The 20,904-nt window shown below is 65.7% G+C and carries 19 protein-coding genes and 1 pseudogene; 17 read left to right on the top strand and 3 right to left on the bottom strand.

Going from position 1 to position 20,904, the window contains the following annotated elements:
* Positions 1-318: 318 nt before the first annotated feature.
* From ABFX36_RS17535 to ABFX36_RS17500, 8 genes are all read left to right on the top strand, one after another.
* On the top strand, positions 319-1,041 hold the full coding sequence (locus ABFX36_RS17535) for a hypothetical protein (RefSeq protein ID WP_006896062.1): 723 nt from the start codon (positions 319-321) through the stop codon (positions 1,039-1,041).
* Positions 1,042-1,225: 184 nt separating this feature from the next.
* Positions 1,226-1,735, top strand: coding sequence for an alternate-type signal peptide domain-containing protein (locus tag ABFX36_RS17530; RefSeq protein ID WP_006896061.1), 510 nt, complete (start codon positions 1,226-1,228; stop codon positions 1,733-1,735).
* Between the two features lie 29 nt (positions 1,736-1,764).
* Positions 1,765-2,301 carry a hypothetical protein gene (locus ABFX36_RS17525; RefSeq protein ID WP_045539676.1) on the top strand — a complete coding sequence of 179 codons (537 nt, stop codon included), beginning with the start codon at positions 1,765-1,767 and terminating at the stop codon, positions 2,299-2,301.
* The gene (locus ABFX36_RS17520) at positions 2,298-3,149 is read left to right on the top strand and encodes a signal peptidase I (RefSeq protein WP_346077604.1); all 852 of its coding nucleotides are present in this window, start codon (positions 2,298-2,300) and stop codon (positions 3,147-3,149) included. Before ABFX36_RS17525 ends, ABFX36_RS17520 begins: the two co-directional genes overlap by 4 nt.
* A 29-nt stretch (positions 3,150-3,178) precedes the next feature.
* The gene (locus tag ABFX36_RS17515; RefSeq protein ID WP_045539672.1) at positions 3,179-3,829 is read left to right on the top strand and encodes a SipW-dependent-type signal peptide-containing protein; all 651 of its coding nucleotides are present in this window, start codon (positions 3,179-3,181) and stop codon (positions 3,827-3,829) included.
* A 6-nt stretch (positions 3,830-3,835) separates the two neighbouring features.
* Entirely contained in the window at positions 3,836-4,444 is a 609-nt protein-coding gene (locus ABFX36_RS17510; protein ID WP_045539670.1) for a signal peptidase I, read from the top strand.
* Positions 4,437-5,441 carry a hypothetical protein gene (locus ABFX36_RS17505; RefSeq protein WP_045539669.1) on the top strand — a complete coding sequence of 335 codons (1,005 nt, stop codon included), beginning with the start codon at positions 4,437-4,439 and terminating at the stop codon, positions 5,439-5,441. Before ABFX36_RS17510 ends, ABFX36_RS17505 begins: the two co-directional genes overlap by 8 nt.
* A gap of 126 nt (positions 5,442-5,567) precedes the next feature.
* Positions 5,568-6,326, top strand: a complete 759-nt coding sequence (locus ABFX36_RS17500) for a nuclear transport factor 2 family protein (RefSeq protein ID WP_346077603.1) — start codon at positions 5,568-5,570, stop codon at positions 6,324-6,326.
* Between the two features lie 7 nt (positions 6,327-6,333).
* On the opposite strand, the gene ABFX36_RS17495 is transcribed toward ABFX36_RS17500, so the two are convergent.
* Positions 6,334-6,924, bottom strand: a complete 591-nt coding sequence (locus ABFX36_RS17495; protein WP_346077601.1) for a hypothetical protein — start codon at positions 6,922-6,924, stop codon at positions 6,334-6,336.
* Between the two features lie 134 nt (positions 6,925-7,058).
* Between ABFX36_RS17495 and macS the strand changes: the two genes are divergently transcribed.
* From macS to ABFX36_RS17475, 4 genes are all read left to right on the top strand, one after another.
* Positions 7,059-8,255, top strand: coding sequence for a MacS family sensor histidine kinase (macS, locus tag ABFX36_RS17490; RefSeq protein WP_045539663.1), 1,197 nt, complete (start codon positions 7,059-7,061; stop codon positions 8,253-8,255).
* On the top strand, positions 8,252-8,902 hold the full coding sequence (locus ABFX36_RS17485; protein WP_346077599.1) for a response regulator: 651 nt from the start codon (positions 8,252-8,254) through the stop codon (positions 8,900-8,902). Before macS ends, ABFX36_RS17485 begins: the two co-directional genes overlap by 4 nt.
* Before the next feature lie 84 nt (positions 8,903-8,986).
* Positions 8,987-10,954, top strand: a complete 1,968-nt coding sequence (locus ABFX36_RS17480) for a DUF2339 domain-containing protein (protein ID WP_346077597.1) — start codon at positions 8,987-8,989, stop codon at positions 10,952-10,954.
* Positions 10,955-11,056: 102 nt separating this feature from the next.
* Complete coding sequence (locus ABFX36_RS17475; RefSeq protein WP_052692449.1) at positions 11,057-12,001, top strand: hypothetical protein; 945 nt, start codon at positions 11,057-11,059, stop codon at positions 11,999-12,001.
* Positions 12,002-12,055: 54 nt separating this feature from the next.
* On the opposite strand, the gene lon is transcribed toward ABFX36_RS17475, so the two are convergent.
* Positions 12,056-14,500 carry an endopeptidase La gene (lon, locus tag ABFX36_RS17470; RefSeq protein ID WP_346077595.1) on the bottom strand — a complete coding sequence of 815 codons (2,445 nt, stop codon included), beginning with the start codon at positions 14,498-14,500 and terminating at the stop codon, positions 12,056-12,058.
* Between the two features lie 173 nt (positions 14,501-14,673).
* Between lon and ABFX36_RS17465 the strand changes: the two genes are divergently transcribed.
* The 5 genes and pseudogenes from ABFX36_RS17465 to ABFX36_RS17450 all read left to right on the top strand — a co-directional run bounded on the left by ABFX36_RS17465 (position 14,674) and on the right by ABFX36_RS17450 (position 20,135).
* Complete coding sequence (locus ABFX36_RS17465; RefSeq protein WP_006369927.1) at positions 14,674-15,399, top strand: TnsA-like heteromeric transposase endonuclease subunit; 726 nt, start codon at positions 14,674-14,676, stop codon at positions 15,397-15,399.
* Positions 15,396-17,405, top strand: coding sequence for a helix-turn-helix domain-containing protein (locus ABFX36_RS17460; RefSeq protein WP_079931101.1), 2,010 nt, complete (start codon positions 15,396-15,398; stop codon positions 17,403-17,405). Before ABFX36_RS17465 ends, ABFX36_RS17460 begins: the two co-directional genes overlap by 4 nt.
* Positions 17,402-18,475: an ATP-binding protein gene (locus tag ABFX36_RS17455; RefSeq protein WP_006369929.1), complete on the top strand. Its 1,074-nt coding sequence runs from the start codon at positions 17,402-17,404 to the stop codon at positions 18,473-18,475. Before ABFX36_RS17460 ends, ABFX36_RS17455 begins: the two co-directional genes overlap by 4 nt.
* Positions 18,441-18,923 (top strand): annotated as a pseudogene (locus ABFX36_RS19085) (TniQ family protein); the annotation flags it as partial. The gene ABFX36_RS17455 and the pseudogene ABFX36_RS19085, both read left to right, overlap by 35 nt.
* Before the next feature lie 159 nt (positions 18,924-19,082).
* Positions 19,083-20,135 (top strand): hypothetical protein, encoded by a 1,053-nt coding sequence (locus ABFX36_RS17450; protein WP_020169780.1) that lies wholly within the window; start codon positions 19,083-19,085, stop codon positions 20,133-20,135.
* A 332-nt stretch (positions 20,136-20,467) separates the two neighbouring features.
* On the opposite strand, the gene ABFX36_RS17445 is transcribed toward ABFX36_RS17450, so the two are convergent.
* A partial coding sequence (locus ABFX36_RS17445; RefSeq protein WP_210739739.1) for a hypothetical protein occupies positions 20,468-20,904 on the bottom strand: 437 nt, incomplete at its 5' end.

Genomic DNA, 20,904 nt, shown 5'->3' with positions numbered 1-20,904 from the left:
CAATCCTGGGTGATGTCCGTCACCGCAGGGAGACGGTCGGACGTGAAGTCAGCATCTGCGCCATCGGCAGACCAGCCGGGCACGTATCGAGCGTCAAAACCATGACCTGTTCCATTCATACGAACAGATGGTGACGCGCGTCACCGGATACCTGAGAACGACCTGAGCAGAGGCCCCTCGATCCCGTCGACCTGCGGAAACATCCCTCGTTACACATTCGCCCGCGACGCCGCATTTCCGGCACAGAAGTGCTCCCTCGCACTGTGTCCCCAGAGTTAGTGGCACCGTGGGGCGCTGCGGCGTCCCATCATTCTCGGCATGGCACCCATCGCACGATTGACCTCAACCGCTCGACGCGCAGTCGTCGTCACTGCCGCCGGAGCAGCGGCAGTGTCGCTCGCTGCCATCGGCGCCGGCAGCGCTCATGCTGCGGTCGGCGAGAATCTCGACCAGAGTTGCACCAAGTACTCGCAGGACGGCGGAACCACGTGGGGGAATTTGGACGTCCTCTCGTGGAACACCGACCGCCCGGTCCCGGGCCACGAGGTGAAGCAGGCTTCGTTCAAGATCAAGAACTCCTGCGACACGCCCGCCAAATTCCAGGTGTTCGCCGGCAACTGGGAACTCCCGGGCGGAGGTTCGGCCACCGTCCGCGCGAACGCCGGCTCGGTGAAGGGAAGCAAGCACAGCCTGGCAGGCGGCCCCGGAATCCTCGTCGTCGAGACTGGTCGGCTCATCCAGAACACACCGATCGACGTGGAACTGTTCGTCGGCATTCCACAAGGGGAGACCGAACAGAACTTCACGATCAAACCTGACTGGAGCACCTCTCTCGAAGAGGTCGCAGGCGACGCTCCAGTGGATCCCGTGGACCCGACTGATCCCGGAGGTGATGGCGGTTCCGGATCTCTCGACTCGGGCTCGCTCGGTTCCGGTTCGCTCGGCAGCATGTTCGGCAGCCTCGGAGGCGGCAGCAGTGATGCCGCCAAGAGCGTTCAGGTGAGCCTGAACGCCCCGGCCATCCACGCCGGCGGGCGCTGAACGGCGGATCGGCCGGCTCGCGCACCCGTCGTACGCCGGCCGATCACACAGACTTCGGCCATCCACCCCGGTGAATCCCGGCCGTAGACGGTCACTTCGGTGACCGCCCCCGCGCGGGCATCTCCCGCCGCGCGGGTCACCCTCTCCCACACCTTCGGGTGTCCCGATTCAATTAAGGGAAGACATGAACAAGGTTACGAAGGGCGCTCTCGCCGCAGCCGCCGGCGCAGCTATCCTCGCCGGTGGCGCAGGCACCATGGCGGCTTGGAACAGCAACGTCAACACCAACGGCGGCACTGTCACCGCCGGTCAGCTGAACCTCACCGCGGTCGACACCGGTACCTGGACGTGGGTCGGCGGCACGAAGGATGGCGATACCTTCAACCCTGGCACCGACCGTCTCGTGCCGGGCGACACCGTCCGGTACACGGCCAGCTACAAGATCACGGCCGTAGGAACCAACCTGACGGCGACCCTGACTCCCAGTGTGGGCGGTGTCTCCGGCGATCTCGCACAGTACCTCGATCCGACGACCGCAGGTGGTGGCCCCGGAATCACTGTGACCCCTGCCGACAACAACACGACCAAGAAGGTCTCGACCGACATCACATTCAGAGCAGACACAAGCAACAAGGACGGACAGGACAAGACCGCTGACCTCTCCGGCGCCACGGTCACTCTGCAGCAGAACTAAACCACTCCTCCCGTGATTAAGAGGATTTCGTGAAGCCCCAAATCAAATGGGCGCTCGCAGCGGCGGCGGTTCTGCTGGTGGGATTCATCTCCCTCCAGCAGACCGGCGCCCTCTGGCGTTCGGAAGCAACGAGCAACGGTGGCACGATCACCGCAGGCAAGCTCGACATCTCGGTGAACCAGGGCGGCGTCAAGCAGTTCACGCTCGACGGCCTGACGCTGACTGACGCGAACCCCGGTGACAGCGTCCAAAAGCCGCTGCCGGTCATCAATTCCGGCAACGTGACGATGCAGTACAAGCTGAACTCGGTGGCCGTCAACGGCACCACCCCGCTGCAGCTGCGTGTCGCAGTAGTCGGCAGCGAGGCCGCATGCACCCCCACCGGCGATGTCGGTGACGAGATCTACTCGGGTGCGATGAACACCGCTGCCACCGCAGCCCGCAACGTCGCGGCGGGTACTACCGAAGTGCTGTGCCTGCGTACCACCATCGCGACCAACGCATCGACGTCGCAGTCGGCCAACGCGACGTTCACCTTCGGCGCCCAGTCGGTCAGCAACTCATGATGTTCAGTCGCGGAACCCATCACACCAGCGAGACGGAGGCGCTTCCCTCCGCAAGCGACGCGGAGAACTCCGACGCGACTCCACCCATCTGGTGGGTGAAGACGATCGCCTCGTGGACGCTGCTGCTCGTCGCGGTCGGCGTGCTCGCTGTGCTCGTGGTGGTTCCGCGGCTGACCGGTTCCACCGCGTACACGGTGCTCACCGGGTCGATGCAGCCGACGTACCCGCCGGGAACGCTGATCGTGGTGAAGCCGACGCCGGGCGATCAATTGAAGGCCGGCGACGTCATCACGTTCCAGCCGGAGTCGGGCAATCCGTCGGTCACGACGCATCGGATCATCAGCATCGTCTACGACGCGAGCGGTAAGCGCCGGTTCATCACCAAGGGCGATGCCAACAATGCGACGGACCCGGTCCAACTCGTCGAAGAGCAGGTCCGCGGCAGACTGCTGTACTCGGTTCCCTACCTCGGCCGGATCAACTCCCTGATCTCCGGCTCGTCGCGGAGCATCGCGGTGTTCGTGATCGCCGGCGGTCTCGGTGCGTACGCGTTGTGGATGTGGATCAGCAGCATCCGCGACCGCAAGAAGCCGAAGCCTCCCGAGAACCCCGAGCCCGGCGCCGCTCCGCCCGATCCGCCGATGCCGCCGGCTCCCACGCAGGCGGTTCCGGCGCACGCCGAGGTCGGCGGCCGGCACTCCGCAGGATCTGAGAACCGCTGCTATGCGTGCGGTGCCGATCAGTCCGGACGTCCGCCGCTCGCCTACTCGGCGGTCCCCGACCCGCCGTCGGCGACGCCGGTGATCCCCAGTGCCGAGATCACCCAACCGATTCCTTTCATCAAGTGACTCCCTCCCGAATGATTAGGCAGAAACAGATGTCCTCATCCAACGAAACTCACGACCGCGAGCGGTCGGGGTCGCGACTGCGCGGGCGCCTCGGCGACACCGGTTGGACGCGCGCCCGAGCGATCGCCTCACTCGGAATGGTCTTCGGTCTCGGCGCCGTCGGCACGATGGCCGCGTGGTCGGACACCGCGACCGCGACTACCGGAATGTTCTCGACGAGCGCGGTGAACATCGAGATGAAGCTCAACGGCCAGCGTCCGAATTATGCATTCGCCGCGCTCAGCAAGATCAACCTCGCGCGCGGGGCCACCACCGCCGGAGTTCTGCCGGTTCAGAACACCGGTTCCGACGACTTCAAGTACACGATGAAGGCACTGGTCGCCGACGCCGGCACCGCCACCTACGGCAGTGCCAACGCAGCCACGTTCGCCGACAATCTGACGATCGAGATCCGTAGCGGCGGAACGAGCGACGGGTCCACGTGCAGCGGCGGAACGCAGATCCTGGCGCCGCAGAAGCTGTCCATCGGCACGGTCGACATGATCACCGCGGCGCGGCAGGTGAATGTCTCGGCCGCGGACGATCTGTGCATTCAGGCGAGCGTGAGCCCGACTGCGCCGATCGGAGCCCGGATGTCTGCGCTCTCGATCAACTTCCAGTTCGCAGCCACTCAGGCCTGATCCACGATGCGCCAGCACCCCGACGATCAGTCCGGACTACGGTCCCGGCGTGAGCTCGCGCTCAACGCCGGTGCCGTGATCGGATTGATCTGCATCGTCGCCGCGATCGCCTCGATGGCGTTCAACATCACCCCGCTGGTGTTCCGTTCAGGATCGATGTCGCCGCAGATCCCCACCGGTTCCCTCGCGCTTGCGCGGACCGTACCCGCTACCGACGTGCACGTTGGTGACGTGGTCAGCGTCGAGAACGAGGCGGGCACGCGCATCTCTCACCGCGTGGTCGCGGTGAACCCGATCGGCGGCGGCGAAGTGTCGCTGACTCTGAAGGGCGACGCCAATCGTGCGCCCGATCCCTCGCCGTACACCGTCGCCGAAGCCGACCGCATCGTCGCTCACGTGCCGATCCTCGGCTACGCCGCCGCGTGGCTGTCGAGCAAGACCGCGATATTCCTCGGCGGCATTCTCGCCGGCGCACTGCTGATGCTGGCGTTCGGCCCGATCCGACGATCAACGGACGGCTCGACGCCCGACACCGGCGACGCATCCCAGACACATTCATCCGACGAGCCCGCCGATCACCGCGAGCCGCAGTACCAGGAGGCCGACCGTGCCTAATCTCCAGTCCGTCCGATCCAAGATCCCGGCCAAGCGTGTGCTGCTTGCGCTCGGCGGCGTGACCGCAGTCGCCCTCGGCGTCGTACAGACCACCGACACCATGGCGGCGAGTACCGATGCGGCAGCCGCAAAGGTCTCTCAGATCGCGACAGAGAACTTCTTTCCGACGCCGTTGCCGTCATCTATTTCATGCTCGGAAAGTGGCAGTCTGGGCTTCCACAAGGCCAACGTGTCATGGCCAAGCGCAGGCCCGGGGATGAGCTACCGCGTCACCCTGTGGAAGGACGGGATGAGCGGCATCGAGCGTGCGCCCGCATATCAGACCGGCACCACGTGGGTCCTCGCGGTGAACTACGACCTCGCCTGGGGGAACTACGTTCTGACAGTTCAGACTGTGAACGTGGCGAGCGGTACGACTGACGCTTCCCGGCTGGTCTCATCCGGCTACCGCAAAATCACCGTGGGGAGCAACGCACAGCGAAACGGTTCATGCCAAGGAGGTGCGGGAGTCCAGGCGAACGCGACCTGGGAGGATCAATCGAGCTTTACACCCGCAGCGCCAGCCGTTGACGGTGCCAGCGAGTTCAGCCGGTCCCGCAAACTGAATAGCCCGGCGGCTGCCTCGCCTTCGGCGAGTTCCACGGATTCACCGTCCGCGAGCACCACGCCGGAGAACGCCTCACCCACGTCGTCTACGACTGCTGAGACGGAGCCCTCGACTCCGGCTTCCAGCGAGCCCTCCGCGGATGACGAGACCGGATCCCCGTCGAGCACGAGCGAGCCAGTTGCCGAGGCAAAACCGGCCGAGGTGACCATCGGTGTCGAGGCGGCAGCCGGTAAGTCGACGCTGATCCTCTTCCACGACGGCGTCGAGAAGTGCCGGGCACCGCTGGCCGAGGACGACGTCCCGAGCGTCAACTCCGCCACCAATACCGTCTCGATCACCAACGGGACCACGGTGAAGAAGGTCGACACGGAGACCTGCGCAGTCTCCTGACCCACCCATGCGAAGGCGCGTCCGGTGCACCCCGACCCGGACGCGCCTTCCCCATTTCCGGACGACGGACCGACGGTTAGACTAGAACACGTTCTATTGCGATGGTCGACTCAGGAACGGAGTGGGATGGGACTGCGAGAGCAGATGCTGGCCACCGTCGAAGGGTCGCCGGCGGCCGTGGCCGCGCACGACAAACAGCGGTGGCTGTCGCTGTTCGCACCGGACGCGATCGTCAACGACCCGGTGGGGTCGAGCCCGCACCGCGGAGACGAGCAGCTCTCCCGCTTCTACGACACCTTCATCGCTCCCAACACGATCGTCTTCCATCCGGCGCACGACATCGTCTGCGGCGACACCGTGATCCGCGACCTCACGCTGGAGATCGTCATGAGCGACGCCGTGACGCTGACGGTGCCTGTGCACCTGCGGTACGAGATGGCGTCGGCCGATCTGATCGCGGGCCTGTTCGCTCACTGGGAACTGCCGACCATGGTGCGACAACTCCTCGCCGAGGGCCTCGACGCACTCCCGATCTCGACGCGGCTGGCCGGGGCGCTGCTGCGGAATCAGAGACTCGGCGGGGCCGCAGGCTTCGCCCGAGGGTTCGTTCGCGCGGGTGCTGCGGAGAAGCGGCGGACGCTCGCGTTCCTAGACGCGGCGTGCGCAGGGCGGTCCGGGTCCGACGTACGGGTCGAGTACGGTGCCGGGCGCGTCGGGCCGCTGGCAGACCTGCGCGACGAGCTCGACGGGTGGCGGACCGGCAAGTGCCTGGCTGCCGGACGATACGTGACGGTGAGCCTCACGCGCGGCGACGAACACGCGGTGGCGATGGCGACCTTCGAACGCAGGCAGATCGTCGCGATGAAGGTGTACGTGGCGAGCTGAACCCGCCCTACTCGACGGCCGCGCGGTCGGCGATCTCCATCGCCCACCAGTACAGACCCGCGTCGGGACTGGATGCGGAGGCCAGAACGAGGTCGGAGAGGTTCAGATCCTCCCACTCCCACAGGAGCTCGTTGTAGGCGGTCATCATCGATCCCACGCGGGCGCGGGCCCGAGCGATCTCCGCCTCCGACAACCCGCGCTCCCGCAGCCAGCCGTCGGTATCGGCCTGCCGACCGTGGCCGATCGTGGTGTCGAGAAAGGGCTCGAGCAGCCGCATCCAGATGTCGGGGCGGGCGATCTGCGGAATCCGGTGACGCTCGGCGAACTGCCGGAGGTCGCCCTCACGCAGCTTGGACACGAACAGCGTCTCGCCCGCCGTCGTGCGGATCTCCGGCGGGAATCCAGCCGGGTCGACGTCGCGGATCCCGCTCACCGACAGCACCGGCTCGGCACACACCGAGGCCGCCGGGTGAACGTAGTCGACGAAGGTCAGGGCGTCGTCGCCGAACTCCACGCCGCGCGACCACAGTCCGGGCAACGGCACCCGCGAAGGCTGCTGCGCCGGCGGGCGGCGCCGTCGTCGCGGCCAGAAGATCACGTGCCGAGCGTAGGACATCGATCAGGAGGTCGCCTCCGACCGACGAAACGTCGAGAGCCGTCGCCGCTGTGACGCGCCCCTTGTTAGATGGAGCCATGACGACGTCCCCGTTCCGCTACCGGCAGTTCTGAACCGTGGACCGCCGCGCCCTGCCCGCCGCCGATCCCACCGCCCTCTGGCGGGGTCTGGACGACGCCGACCCAGTCGGCCCCATGTGGCGGGCGGCGCAGATCTTCCGTCTCGTCGCCTTCGTCTACGCACTCGGTTTCCAGGTCGCGATCAACGGCGACCTGGAACATCCCGCCGTCACCTGGATCCTGTTCGCCGTCCTGACCGCGGCCAACGTCTGGTGGACCACCGGCTACCTCGCCGGATTCGGTCGCCGCCGGTGGTTCGTCGCGGGCGAGGTGATCGTGTCGGCCGCGATGATGCTCTCGACCGAGTTCGTCGCCTCCGGCCAGTGGATCGCCGACAACCAGACCTGGCCCACCACTCTCTGGATGACCAACGCGGCACTGTCCGCGGCGTTGCTCGGCGGGGCGCGCTGGGGTTTCGCGGCCGCAGCGGTGATCGGACTGACGAACTACTACGTCAAGGGCGAATTCCTGCTGAACTTCGGACGCAACGCGACGGCCATCCTGCTCGCCGCCGCGTCGATCGCCCTCGGCATGGCCGCCTCTCGCGCCCGGCTGATGCACTCCCGGCTCACCGCGGCCGTCGAACTCGCCGCGGCATCGGCCGAACGCGAACGGCTCGCCCGCGAGGTGCACGACGGCGTGCTGCAGGTCCTCGCCCTGATCGCTCGTCGCGGGCGCGAGATCGGCGGTCCCACTGACGAACTCGCGAGTCTGGCGGCCGAACAGGAACGCGTGCTGCGGCAACTCATCGCGGCGACGCCTGCGCCGGTGGCAGACGGGGGCGCCCTCCTCGACCTCGGACCGGGCCTGCGCGCCCTGGCGACCGACCGTGTTCGAGTCAGCACACCCGGCGAGCGGGTCCTGATCGACGCCGCGGTCGCCGGCGAGGTGCTCGCCGCGGTCGGCAACATCCTCGACAACGTCGAACGCCACGCGGGCGGCGACGCGCACGCCTTCGTCCTGCTGGAAGACCTCGACACCGAGATCGTCGTCAGCGTCCGCGACGACGGTGTGGGGATCGAGCCCGGCCGGCTGTCGGCGGCGGTGAAGGAAGGGCGGATGGGTATCTCGCGGTCGATCATCGGGCGGATCGAGGCACTCGGCGGCACCGCTCGGCTGGAGTCGGCGCCCGGTGCCGGGACAGAATGGGAGCTGACGGTCCCGGCCGGCGAGAGAGAGGCGCAGTCCCGATGAGCGATGCCGCACTGCGCGTGATGGTGGTCGACGACCACCCGATGTGGCGAGAGGGCGTGGCACGCGACCTGTCGGAGGAGGGCTTCGACGTCGTCGCCACCGCCGACGGCTGCGCGAGCGCGGCCGCGCGTGCCGCGGCGGTGCGGCCCGACGTCGTCCTGATGGACATGCAGATGCCCGACGGCTCGGGTGCCGAAGCGACGGCGGCCGTCCTCGCGGCGCACTCCGGCGCGCACGTGCTGGTCCTCTCGGCGTCCGACGAGCGCGACGACGTGCTCGAGGCCATCAAGGCCGGGGCCACCGGGTATCTGGTGAAGAGCGCGCAGCGGTCGGAGCTGGTCGCGGCCGTCCGCGCGACGGGCGACGGGCAGGCCGTGTTCACTCCCGGCCTCGCCGGACTGGTACTCGGCGAGTACCGGAGGATCGCCCGCTCGCCCGAACCCGACGCACCGACGCTGACACAGCGCGAGACGGAGGTGCTGCGGCATGTCGCGAAGGGACTGTCGTCGCGGCAGATCGCGACGCGGCTGTCGATCAGTCCGCGCACCGTCGAGAACCACGTCGGCGCCGCGCTGCGGAAGCTGCAGCTCGGCAACCGGGTGGAGTTGGCGCGATACGCGATCGAGCACGGCCTCGACCAGGAGTAACCGCCGACCCCACGGCCAACTCCCCACACCTTCTGCGTAATTCTGCGCATGTCCGCGAGGCGCCGCACCGCGACGCTGGAAGGCATGACGAACAACAACGATCCAGCAGTCGCGGCGGCCCGCCTCGGCGACGAGCTGAAGAGCATCGCGGGCCGGATGTCGGCGGTGTCGGCCGACTTCGAGGCGTTCACCGCGGCGCTCGCCCGAGAGTCGGAGACGCCGCAGGACGCGGATGCGCCCCCGGTCGCGGCGACGGGACCGCAGCCCGCGCCCCAGCCTGAGCCCCAGCCGCAGCCTGAGCCGCAGCCGCAGTTGCAGTACGCGACGGTGCCGCCGACGGTGGGCACGCCGTTCACGCGACAGCCCTTCGGTCCCCAGTCGTACGGTGTCCCGTCGTACGCCCCGCAGCCCTACCCGCCTCATCCGTACGGCCCGCCGTCGTACGCTCCGCGCCCGTTCCCGGCGCCGTCGGCCACGCCGGCGCCCAGCCTCGGCAAACGACTCTCCGACGCCGCCGAACGCGGGCTGGTCGGCCGGGTTCTGGCGGCGGTCGGCGTCGCGATCACGCTGATCGGGATCGTGCTGCTGCTGGTTCTGGCAGCACAGGCCGGTCTGCTCCGGCCCGAGCTTCGCGTCGCCGGCGGCGCGGTCTTCGCCGCCGCACTGGTCGCCGTCGGATGGCGGGTCGGACGCCGACCCGAGAAGCGTCCCGGCGCCGTCGCCCTGATCGCGACCGGCGTCGCCGCGGCCCTACTCGACGTCCTCGCCGCCACCGCGATCTACGGCTGGCTGCCGGAGTCGGCAGCGCTGGTCGCCGGCGCACTGATCGGCGGCGGCGGACTGTGGTCGGCGCACCGGTGGGACAGTCAGGCGCTCGCACTCATGGTGTCGGTGCCGCTGCTGGTCTTCGCGCCGGTGGTCGCGGGCGGCGTCGACGAACTCCTGGTCTGCTTCATGCTGACGTACGCGGCGGCCACCCTGTGGCTGCAGGCCGGTCGGGACTGGACCTCGCTGTTCGTCGTCAACACGGTCGCCACCACGCTTCCGATGACCGTGTTCGTGGTGATCGGCGACGGTCCTGCGTGGTTCCTGGCGGTCACCGCGCTCACCGGGCTCGCCCTGGCGCTCTGCTCGGCGATCATGCTGGCGCCCGCAAGCAGTCGCGCCGTGGTGCTCGGACTCACTTCGGTGGCCGCGGCGATCCCGCTGCCGATGATCGCAGGTCAGTGGACCGCCGGGGCCGGATCGTCGACGGCGGTGATCGGATTGGGCGCCGTGCTCTTCGTCGTCGCCGCGGTGGCTACCCGCGGACCGGCGTCGGTGCCCTTCGTCTGCCGGGTGGTGTGGCTGGCCGCAGGAGCGGTGCTGATCTCGATGGCGCTCGGGGTCGCACTCGACGCCTCCACGATCTCGCTCGGCTTCCTGGCAGGTGCGGTGATCATGGGTCTCGCGGCCCGTTGGGCCGACGATCTGCGGGGCGCAGTGCGGATCGCGGCCACCGTGTTCGCGGGCCTCGGACTGTCGTCGCTGCTGGAGACGGGCGGGGCGCAACAGCTCCTGTATCCCGGCGGGCTGAGTGACTCGGTCCACGCGACCCTCCTCGTCGGCTCACTCCTCGGCCTGGCCGCCACCATGGTGCTGGCCCGCGAATGGGGCACCGCAGCGCCGAGCCGCGCACAACAGATCTGGCTGATCGGCGGCCTCATCGGCCTGTGGCTCACCACCGAACTGTGCGTTGGAGTCGCCGGAGTCGCCACCGGAGGCTCGACCACCGGATTCCGCGCCGGTCACCTAGCGGCGACCCTCGTCTGGTTCGGCTCCGCCGCCGCGGCCCTGATGTGGGCGCGGAGGCTGCAGGGAGCGAGCCGCACCCTCACCCTCGCCACGGGGTTGTCGGTGATCGCGGCGGCGGTCGCGAAACTCTTCCTGTTCGATCTCGCCGCCCTCGACGGAATGTTCCGGGTGATCGCCTTCATCGTCGCCGGACTGGTTCTGCTCTCGCTCGGCGTGGCTTACGCGCAGCGATTCACCTCCGAGGAACCCACGCACTGACCCGCAGAGAATTTTGGCTCCCGGAGCGGTCTCACAGACCGTTCCGGGAGCCAAAATTTTGCAGACCGGAACCGATAGCCCGGCACGTGCGTCTAATTGAAGGTGGGGGAAGCACAGTCGACAGCCGATCGTCGGGCGAACAGCCGGTGGTCGGAGCATCCGGAGATCGCGGTCGCGCACCATCTCGCCGCTCACGATGGCGTGATCACCACCGGACAAGCACTGGCCTGCGGACTCACCGTGGGCCAGATCCGTTCGCAGGTGGAGCGAGGCCTGTGGATACGGCAGGCCCGCGAAGTCTTCCTCTCCCTCGCCCACCCGCTGGAGGCCGCCGCGCGAATACGCGTGGTCGCGCACGCGAGGGCGGCCACCATCGATCGCACCGCTGCCGCCTGGTGGCACGGACTGGTCCGGGACGTTCCCGGACCGATCACCGCCGCGGTGCCGCGCTCGGCGAAGCCGAATGCGACCTGCGGGGTGGCTGCCGACCTCAAGCGGCGCACCTACCCGCACGAAGACATCACCGAGGTCCGCGGAATCCAGGTGACCGGCACCGCGCTCTCGGTTCTCGGCGCGGCGTCAGAACACGAGGAGGGTCTGGTCTTCCTCGATCGGATGATTCAGAAGCGCGTGGTGACCGTGCCCGAACTGGTCGCCGCGCTGGACCGGAACCGCGGCGTCCACGGACTCGCCCGAGTGCGCAAGCTGCTGGGTGTCTCCGCCGACGGCTCGGAGTCCGAGGCCGAACGACTCTTCGTGCGGATGCTCCGCAGCGAACAGATCACCGGATGGAAGCAGCAGTTCCCGATCTGCGGTCGGCCGTGGGACTTCGCCTGGCCCGCCGAGCGCGTCGGCGTGGAGATCCACGGCTACGCCTTCCATCGGCACGAGGACCGGTGGAACCGCGATCTCGCGAAGGCGAACTCGATCGCCTGCCTCGGCTGGATCCCGCTGGCCTACTCGTGGAAGCAGCTCAATCTGGCGCCCGGCGACTGCATGCGCGAGCTAGCCAATGCCCTCGCCGCCCGCCGCGCCGAACTTCTCTGAAAACTTTGGCTCCCGGACAGGTCTGTGAGACCCGTCCAGGAGCCAAAATTCTCATCACGCCGCGGCGCGCGCCTGTTCCACAGGCTCAAGGGCCTCCGAGACGATCACCGCGACATCCGTCATCGGCTTCACCTCGAGCGCCTCGAGCACCTCGGCCGGAACCTCGTCCAGATCGGCCTCGTTGCGCTGCGGGATGAAGACCGTCTTCAACCCGTTCCGTTGCGCGGCGAGCAGCTTCTGCTTCACGCCGCCGATCGGCAGCACGCGCCCGTTCAGGGTCACCTCGCCGGTCATGCCGACATCGCTGCGCACCCGCCGGCCGGTCAGCATCGACACCAACGCGGTCACCATCGTGACACCCGCGGACGGTCCGTCCTTAGGAACCGCACCGGCCGGGAAGTGGATGTGCACCGTGCCGTTGAGATCAGCCGGATCGATGCCGAAATCGGCGGCGTGCGCCTGCACGTACGAGAGCGCGATCTGCGCCGACTCCTTCATCACATCACCCAGCTGGCCCGTCAGCTTCAGCTGCGGTCCGGCCGCGTGCTCACCCTTCTCCGACGAGCCCGCCGCTTTCAGCGCCTCGATGAACAGCACGTCGCCGCCCATTCCCGTCACGGCCAGACCGGTGGCGACGCCCGGAACCTCGGTGCGCTCGGCGGTTTCCGGAGTGAACCGCGGTCGCCCGAGGTACTCCACCAGCGCAGTCTCGTCGACCACGATCGGCCCGCTCGCTTCGCTCCCGGCGCCGTGCGAATCCGGCCCGCTCGCTCCGCTCCCGGCGCCGTGCGAATCCGGCCCGCTCGCTCCGCTCCCGGCGCCGGCCTGCACCGCGACCTTCCGCGCCACCTTCGCCAGCATCCGCTCGAACTGCCGAACACCCGGCTCACGGGTGTAGTTCGCGGCGATCTCACGCAAGGCACCCTCGGTGACACTCACCTCGTCCGCCGTGAGCGCGGCCCGCTCCAGCTGTCGCGGAACCAGGTAGTCACGCGCGATGGCGACCTTGTCGTCCTCGGTATAGCCGTCGATCGTGACCAGCTCCATGCGATCCAGCAGCGCCGACGGAATGTTCTCCACCACGTTCGCGGTAGCGAGAAAGACCACGTCCGAAAGGTCCAGGTCCAGATCCAGATAGTGGTCGCGGAACGTGTGGTTCTGCGCCGGGTCCAGGACTTCCAGAAGCGCCGCCGCGGGGTCGCCACGGTAGTCGGAGCCCACCTTGTCGATCTCGTCGAGCAGGACGACGGGATTCATCGAACCGGCTTCGCCGATGGCACGGACGATCCGTCCGGGCAGCGCGCCCACGTAGGTGCGGCGGTGACCGCGGATCTCGGCCTCATCGCGGACACCGCCGAGCGCCACGCGGACGAACTTGCGACCGAGCGCGCGGGCCACCGACTCGCCGAGCGACGTCTTACCGACCCCGGGAGGTCCGGCCAGCACCATCACCGCGCCGGAACCGCGACCGCCCACCACCGACAATCCGCGTTCGGCACGCCGGGCGCGGACCGCCAGGTACTCGACGATCCGGTCCTTCACGTCCTCCAGACCGTGATGGTCGGCGTCGAGGATCTCCCTCGCCCCGATCAGGTCGGTCGAATCGTCGGTCCGGACCGACCACGGAAGGTCGAGCACCGTGTCGAGCCAGGTCCGGATCCAGCCGGATTCGGGGCTCTGATCACTTCCTCGCTCGAGCTTCCCGACCTCCCGAAGAGCGGCCTCACGGACCTTCTCGGGCAGATCGGCGCCCTCGACGCGAGTCCGGTAGTCCTCGGCACCGTCCGGCTCGTCCTCCCCGAGTTCCTTGCGAATGGCGTTGAGCTGCTGGCGCAGGAGGAACTCCTTCTGCGTCTTCTCCATGCCCTCGCGCACGTCGGCCGCGATCTTGTCGCTGACCTCTGTCTCCGCCAGGTGCTCCCCGGTCCAGTCGATCAACAGCCGCAGCCGCTCGTCGACGTTCTCGGTCTCCAGCAACCGACGTTTGCGCTCATCGCTGATCCACGACGCATAGCCCGAGGTATCGGCGAGGGCGGACGGATCGGTGAGGCGGTTGACGGCGTCGATCACCTGCCACGCCTCCCGGCGCTGCAGCATCGCGAGTACCACCTTGCGGTACTCGGCGGCCAGTTCGCGGGTGGTCTCGGTGGGTTCGGTCTCCTCAACCAGCTCCACCTCCACCCACAGCGCCGCACCCGGACCGGTGGTTCCGGCACCGATGTGCGCGCGCTGCTCGCCGCGGATCACCGCGACGTGGCCGTCTCGGCCCTGCATGCGACCGACCTGCACCACCGAGGCGATCACGCCGTGTGTCGGGTAGCGGTCGTCGAGGCGCGGGGCGATCAGGATCTTGCCCGCACCGTGTTCTGCGCTGTCGCTCGCGCGAGCCGCGTCGACGGCGGCCTGCGCGGCGTCGTCGAGCGGCACGGGCACCACCATCCCGGGCAGCACCACGAGATCGGGAACGAACAGCACGGGAACGGAAATGTTCTCAGACATCACACCTCCAAAGTTCAGTCTGCTCGACTCAACCGAGGGTGCCCTTTGTTTGTTCCGGAACGGTGTTCGCCCTGGGCGATCATGTAGCTTCTCACCGAACGTGTCATTTTCTCATCGGCTTGTCATAGGCGTGTCATCGTTCTCATCGGGCTGTCATGCGGCACGATAGCAAAATGCCTGATCAGATCGGTGCGACCGAGATTCGCTTCGTTACCGAAGCCGGTGACGAGACCATCAGTCAGGTCAGGGATCACTCGATCAGCTCGATGGCCCGAGCCCAGCCAGTGCGCCTGCCACCGTCCCACGCCGGCCAACGCCACTATCCAGGTCTTTTTTGGACCCGTACAACAGCCGACCACGTGGTTTACGAAAGCCTTCTCGAACGCGACCGCATCTTGCTTGCCGACTTCGATCCCGAAGTCGTTTGGATCACGGCGCAACCTTTCTGGATCACCGGCGACGACAGAGGTACCGGCCGACGCCACTGTCCCGATCTCCTACTGACGCGGGCTGATGGGTCATATTTGGTCGTGGACGTCAAGAATCCACGAATCGCGCAGAAAGACGAGGTCAAGGCCGTGTTCACGTGGACCAAGGTGGTGTCCAAGCGCCTCTCCGCCGATTATGAGGTTTGGACCGGCGAGGACTCGGCGTTGATCAACAACATCAGATTCGCTTCTCAGGCTCGCCGCGAGTCGCGCGCGGCCCTGTTCCAGACGGTGCTCGAACGATTTCCAGAGGAGCTCTCAATCGCGCACGCTGAAGCCACACTCGCAGCCGAGCGGATTGCACGGCCTCGACACATCGTCCTCGAGCTTCTGTGGACGGGCACCTTCACGGCCGATCTCACCCGGCCATTCGGCGACAACACCTTGATCCATCGAGCCGAGGCCGTATGAGCAACACTTATCGACTTGCTGTTGGCGATCGGGTGTGGATCGACGGATCCGTGGTCCGCATAGTCGAGATCAGCGACAGTCGGTCGATAGTCGAATCGGATCGCGGCACACGAGCGGTGAGCACTCCACACCTCGTGAGGTCTTCTCAGCCGCTCGACGCACCTCGCAGGCCCTGCGAGACGTCCGGACAACTGCTTTCGAATCTTACGAAGAAACAGCAAGAGACTTACAACGCACGGCTCGCCGTCGTCGAAGCAGTACTGGAGATGCATCACAACAGCGGCGACTCTATCGGTCGCAGCTCCGAAACGGTCGCTCTCGCACACAACATGTCTGACCGCACCGTCAAACGCTGGGTGAAGGCGTATCAAGAGTCAGGACCAGCCGGCCTCGTCGAAGCAAGGAAGCAGCGCTCGCCGATCGACCCACTCTGGCGGGAGGCGTGCCTCGACGTACTCAATCGGTACACACGCGAATCCACACCCAGCAGAAACATAGTAATCGACCAGGCCAACAATCTGCTGACCGAGCGGTGTGGCGCCGATCTGGCGCCCACCCCATCCAATGCGACCGCCTACCGCTGGCTGGACGAGCTCTCCAAGGGTCGCTATTCATTTGGCAGCGGAAAGGCACGGCGAATCGCCGCCGACCGGCCGGAGGCCCCGTATGGCCGTTTGCGCGCCACGCGCCCCGGAGAGTACTTCGTACTCGACACAACGCGCCTCGACGTGTTCGCGATGGAGCCGATCACGCTGCGTTGGGTGCCGGTCGAACTCACTGTGGCGCAAGACCTCTATACACGCTGCATTGTCGGTCTGCGCCTGACCCCGATTTCAACCAAGGCAATCGACGTGGCCAATGTGTTACACCAGTCGGTCACGCCCCAAGAACCGGTCGACGACGGAGCGTGGCCGTTTCACGGCGTGCCTAGTTCGATCGCAATCGAACGCGACGACCCGACCGCAGACGATGCCACTCCGAGCATCCCAGGCTGCCTACCCGAGTCAATCGTTGTTGACCATGGCAAGATCTACCTCTCGCACCATGTCAGATCCGCCTGTGCGCGACTCGGAATCTCGATTCAGCCTGCGATCGTAAAGAAGGCGTCAGACAAGCCAACTGTCGAACGCTTCTTCAAGACCATTCGGCTCGGCCTGCTTCAGCAACTGCCGGGCTACAAGGGACCCGACGTCTATCACCGCGGTGAAGACATTGAGAGTCAAGCGTTCTACTACGTCGCCGAGCTTGAGTCGATAATTCGCGAGTGGACAGCTCGGGTGTACCACCGGTCGAAACACGAAGGCTTGTGTCTCCCTGAGACGCCCGGCCTCGAGCTATCACCGCTCGAAATGTACGAGATCGGCCTGGCTCGCGCCGGTGGACTCACCATCCCGTCCTCACCGGACCTTGCGTACGAGTTTCTCAATGTGGAGTGGCGCACGATCCAGCACTATGGCATAGAAGTGGATGGGCGCCGATACGATGGCGCGGCGCTCAACCCTTACCGGAATAGCAAGTCCAACTTCGGTGGTCCGAAGGCTAGAAAATGGCCAATCCACATAGACAGCGGCGATGTTCGACGCGTGTACTTCCGCGACCCCTCATCTGGCAAATGGTCGCCTCTGGTCTGGGAGCACGCAGGTGGACTCGACCAGCCCTTCTCCTCGGACGCCGCCGACTACACCAAGCTTCTGGCCGTCCGCGAAAACCGGCATGTCGACCCACAGGACGCCGTCCGCAACCTCCTCGATGAGTGGTCCAAAGGCAACACCAAATCCAAGCGCGACCGCGCCCTCGCACGACGCCTGGCCAGCACCCGTTCCACGGCAAGCGATACTGGCGATGGCCAACCTGACGACGAGATTGCATCACTGCCAGGAGTTATCGACCTTCTCGCGAGGAGAGCAGAACGTCGCCCTCCAGGTTGGGATTTGGACGATGACCTCGATGTGTTTGAGAAGTACCAAGGTGCAGACGATTCGAGCTATGAGGTATTCGACGAATGAGTAACCCATGGGCACTATGGCTTCGAAACAATCAACCGCATCGCTACAACCTGGCGTCAAAAGTGGGCTGGCACGACTTCGTGCATTCGCCGCCGCGCGCGAGCCTGGAACTCCTCACGAAGGGACAGATCGCAGCGCTCAGCGACGACGAGCGCGAAGACTACAACGAAGCTCGCTTTGTATGGAATGCCAACCTCCCGACTGTCAAGACAGCTCAACTCACGCACGCCTTCGCTGTCATCGATCAAGTCATGGCGTCCAACCGTCGCGATGGCGACCGCCTCCGCGGATCGGTCGTGATCGACGCCCCGCCAGGTCTCGGTAAGACCACCATCGCCATCCGCTACGCAAGGCAGTTCCATCGAACTGCAATTCGCCGCCTCAGCAGCGAGACCGCCGCAGGCGATCAGCGTATTCCGGTCGCCTTCATCCCGCTCGATGCTGGAATCACCCTCAAGGGCCTGAACAGAAAGATCCTCGCCTTCTATGGCCATCTGGGGGTAGCTGGTGCGAATACTTCTGGTTTGGGTGCGCTCGCGGTCGACTGCGTACGGAGCTGCGAGACTCAGATAATTGTCATCGATGACCTTCACTTCATCGACTTTCGAGACCGTCACGGTCGCGAAGTAAGCAATCATCTGAAGGGCTTGGCCAACGAAATGGCGGTCACGTTCATTTACGTCGGTGTACGCCTCACAGAGAAGAAGTTCTTCGACGAGGGCCTGGGAGGCGATGACGGTGCCGTGTACGCACAGACTGCCCGCCGTGCCACACGTGCACGCGTCGCGCCGTTCAACACCGACTCCGATGCCAGCAACGTCGCCTGGATCTCGCTTCTCAACGCCCTCGAATTGCACCTAATGCTCGCCGCGCAAACGCCTGGGACACTATCCGATTTCGGCAAGGAACTCTTCCGCCGAACGCAAGGGCACATCGGTTCACTGACGAACCTGCTCGATCGGGCCGCCTATCTGGCTATTAAGACGGGCACCGAGCAAATTACTGCGAGCATCCTGGAGGAGGTCGTCGTTGACAATGCCGCTCAGCGGCTCACCACTCCCAAGAGGTGAGAGAACCGACGCGGAGCAACTACCCTCCGCAATTGCGATACCAGACGGGTACAACCCGCGGCGGCTTCCCATACTCGTCGCCCCCAGGGACGATGAGACCGCACCGAGTTGGCTGCGCCGTTTCGGCCACCGCTACGGACTCACCGCACGCGCGCTACTCCGAGAACTCGGGATTCCAACGAGTGCCTGGTCCCCCACACGAGTCTCTGCGCATATCGCTGAGCACAGTGATTTGATTGTGGATACGGTGGGGCTACCGGACGAACGAGCCCGATACCTCCGGGCAGGACTCATATCCGAGGCTGTTTCCGCATTTCGCACGCACTGGGAACGGTACGGTAAGTCTTCGGAATCGATGCCCCTCGACCCTTCCTACTGTCCCGAATGCCTTGCTCAGCAAGGATACTGGAACTCGACATGGTCACTGCCGCTACACCGCGTCTGTGTCGAACATGCGATCTTGATGCCTACCAACTGCCCTCGGTGCGCCGAGACGCCGTGGGCGGGCACGAGTTGGCCCAATAGCACCGACCCCAACTGGGCCTGTCCGCAGCGCGACAATCGCCCCCGAACACCAAGAACTCGACACGCATACTGCGGCCACGACTTGCGCGACGTCGAGTTCCGTAGGGTTGCCCCCGAGATCGTTGAAGCTCAGGTTTGGATTCTCGAACTCGCACGCGGTGCATCAGAGCCTTCGACGAACAGCTTTGGCGGTCAGCGGTTCAGTACACGCGAATACTTCGACGCGGCTCTGACGCTGGGCAAGCCCATTATGAGCTGTCAAGCAGCAAGCGACCCTGACGCCGCGTGCCTCGAGCAACTCCTCAAGGTAAAGTCCATCCTCTGCGAGGAGGACGTTCATGCGGCTCATTCGCTCGCCGTAGAGCAGAGCGTCCTTACTCCAGGAACCTGGCTTCTCAGGGACGGCCGAGATTTGCCCCGTAGTCGGACGAATGCGGTTATCGGCCACCTCGCCATCACCCCGCTCGCCGAAAAGCTATCGCCGACGGCACAACTGACGTTTCGAGTTGCTAGTGGGTGTGCCCGTTATCCGACGGCCCACGAGATCCCGGGCAACCACATTCCTCTCTCGTCGATACCTCAAGTTCACTGGACGGGATTCCGCGACTACACGACTGCGAAGGATCGCGCCGTCCTTTCCATGCTCCTTGCACGGTCTGGGACCGCGAGACCTTGGGGCCATATCGCTTTCGCGCTAGGACTGCCTCACGAATTCTCGCGCTACCCACCACTACTCATCCGCCAGATCAAGCGCAGCGGCGATTGGACCGACACCCTGGATCAGATCGAGAACCAGACCCGGGAACTGCTCACCGGCCCGCCTCCTATCGATTACCACCGCCGGCGGCTTCAACTTGCCAATCCAGATCTCACGATCTCCATTGCGAGAATTCTTAGCACGAGCCGCACGTTCAGAGCAGTGACTCCACACGCGCTAGCCGTCGCGATTTGGGAGGTCTACACCGGCGGGGCCGCCGAGTTCGCGACAGAATCGCTCTACTCTGAGGATTCCAACGACGGCGATCTCAGCTCGGCGCGCAACCTGGTACGCGAGCAGTGGTCCACAATCCGATCAAACAGCCTGTTGCCTGACCTGGGATTCGGCGAGGAGCCACTTGAATGGCGCCCACCTTGAAGGAGCTACGTGCAGACAGGACACTCCGGCAACAGATCTGACTCGCGCTCGTCAGTGGCTTCGAGAATGCCCTCACTCTACCGCGGAACGCTTGAGGCGGATCAGCACATGTGCCGCGCAGATGTCTACGAGGCGAATGAGTCATACCGACGCCACGGGCTCAAAGGAGTCGGGCAACTCAACTCACTGATGGAAATCCTCCTGCAGCACACCTTCAACGCCGCAAGTCCACGCTATACACCGTGGGAAATTGATCGAGAACCACCAGGGCGTGCAATCTCCCTGCCGCCGACGGCATGGCCGCCGAGTTCGGAACCGACCCTTGCGACACGCTACCCGGATGGTCCGACGAACTGGTAGTCGAACGCCTCGGTCTTGATCGGGCATCGCCCGCAGGGTCGCGCGAGGTGTGGGCATTCGTCGGCGTCGCTTGCAACAATGCCCATGTGAAGTTCCGTCGCCGCAACCTCGAAGCTCTTGGAAACCTCGTCGTGGGCAACCTCGGACGCGACGATGCCCAGAACGTCGACGAAGTTCGGTACTTCCCGTATCGCTCCAGCATGTACATCACTGAGTTCTTTCAAGAGTTGGAGACGGAGTACCAGCACGACGGCTCCACCCGCCACCGGTGGGTTGCCGACGTGTGACGTGTAAGGGCTCGGGACATGCTTGACGTCGTGTCGTCGGGACATCGTTGACGTCTCACGCTTGTCGGTGGTCGCAGTCAGAGTGTGGGGGGTGTCCTTCTCTGCTGAGACTGAATCCGATG

Source organism: Gordonia cholesterolivorans (assembly GCF_039531975.1).
Lineage (GTDB): Bacteria > Actinomycetota > Actinomycetes > Mycobacteriales > Mycobacteriaceae > Gordonia > Gordonia sihwensis.
The sequence above is the reverse complement of the archived record's forward strand: the minus strand, read 5'-3'. Positions and strand labels throughout refer to the sequence as shown.

Excerpts from the sequence above, each read along its gene's own strand:
- lon (WP_346077595.1), bottom strand. The coding sequence starts at position 14,500 with ATGTCTGAGAACATTTCCGTTCCCGTGCTGTTCGTTCCCGATCTCGTG.
- ABFX36_RS17500 (WP_346077603.1), top strand. The coding sequence starts at position 5,568 with ATGGGACTGCGAGAGCAGATGCTGGCCACCGTCGAAGGGTCGCCGGCG.
- ABFX36_RS17515 (WP_045539672.1), top strand. The coding sequence starts at position 3,179 with ATGTCCTCATCCAACGAAACTCACGACCGCGAGCGGTCGGGGTCGCGA.
- ABFX36_RS17510 (WP_045539670.1), top strand. The coding sequence starts at position 3,836 with ATGCGCCAGCACCCCGACGATCAGTCCGGACTACGGTCCCGGCGTGAG.
- ABFX36_RS17455 (WP_006369929.1), top strand. The coding sequence starts at position 17,402 with ATGAGTAACCCATGGGCACTATGGCTTCGAAACAATCAACCGCATCGC.
- ABFX36_RS17535 (WP_006896062.1), top strand. The coding sequence starts at position 319 with ATGGCACCCATCGCACGATTGACCTCAACCGCTCGACGCGCAGTCGTC.
- ABFX36_RS17465 (WP_006369927.1), top strand. The coding sequence starts at position 14,674 with ATGCCTGATCAGATCGGTGCGACCGAGATTCGCTTCGTTACCGAAGCC.
- ABFX36_RS17485 (WP_346077599.1), top strand. The coding sequence starts at position 8,252 with ATGAGCGATGCCGCACTGCGCGTGATGGTGGTCGACGACCACCCGATG.
- ABFX36_RS17460 (WP_079931101.1), top strand. The coding sequence starts at position 15,396 with ATGAGCAACACTTATCGACTTGCTGTTGGCGATCGGGTGTGGATCGAC.
- ABFX36_RS17530 (WP_006896061.1), top strand. The coding sequence starts at position 1,226 with ATGAACAAGGTTACGAAGGGCGCTCTCGCCGCAGCCGCCGGCGCAGCT.
- ABFX36_RS17520 (WP_346077604.1), top strand. The coding sequence starts at position 2,298 with ATGATGTTCAGTCGCGGAACCCATCACACCAGCGAGACGGAGGCGCTT.
- ABFX36_RS17480 (WP_346077597.1), top strand. The coding sequence starts at position 8,987 with ATGACGAACAACAACGATCCAGCAGTCGCGGCGGCCCGCCTCGGCGAC.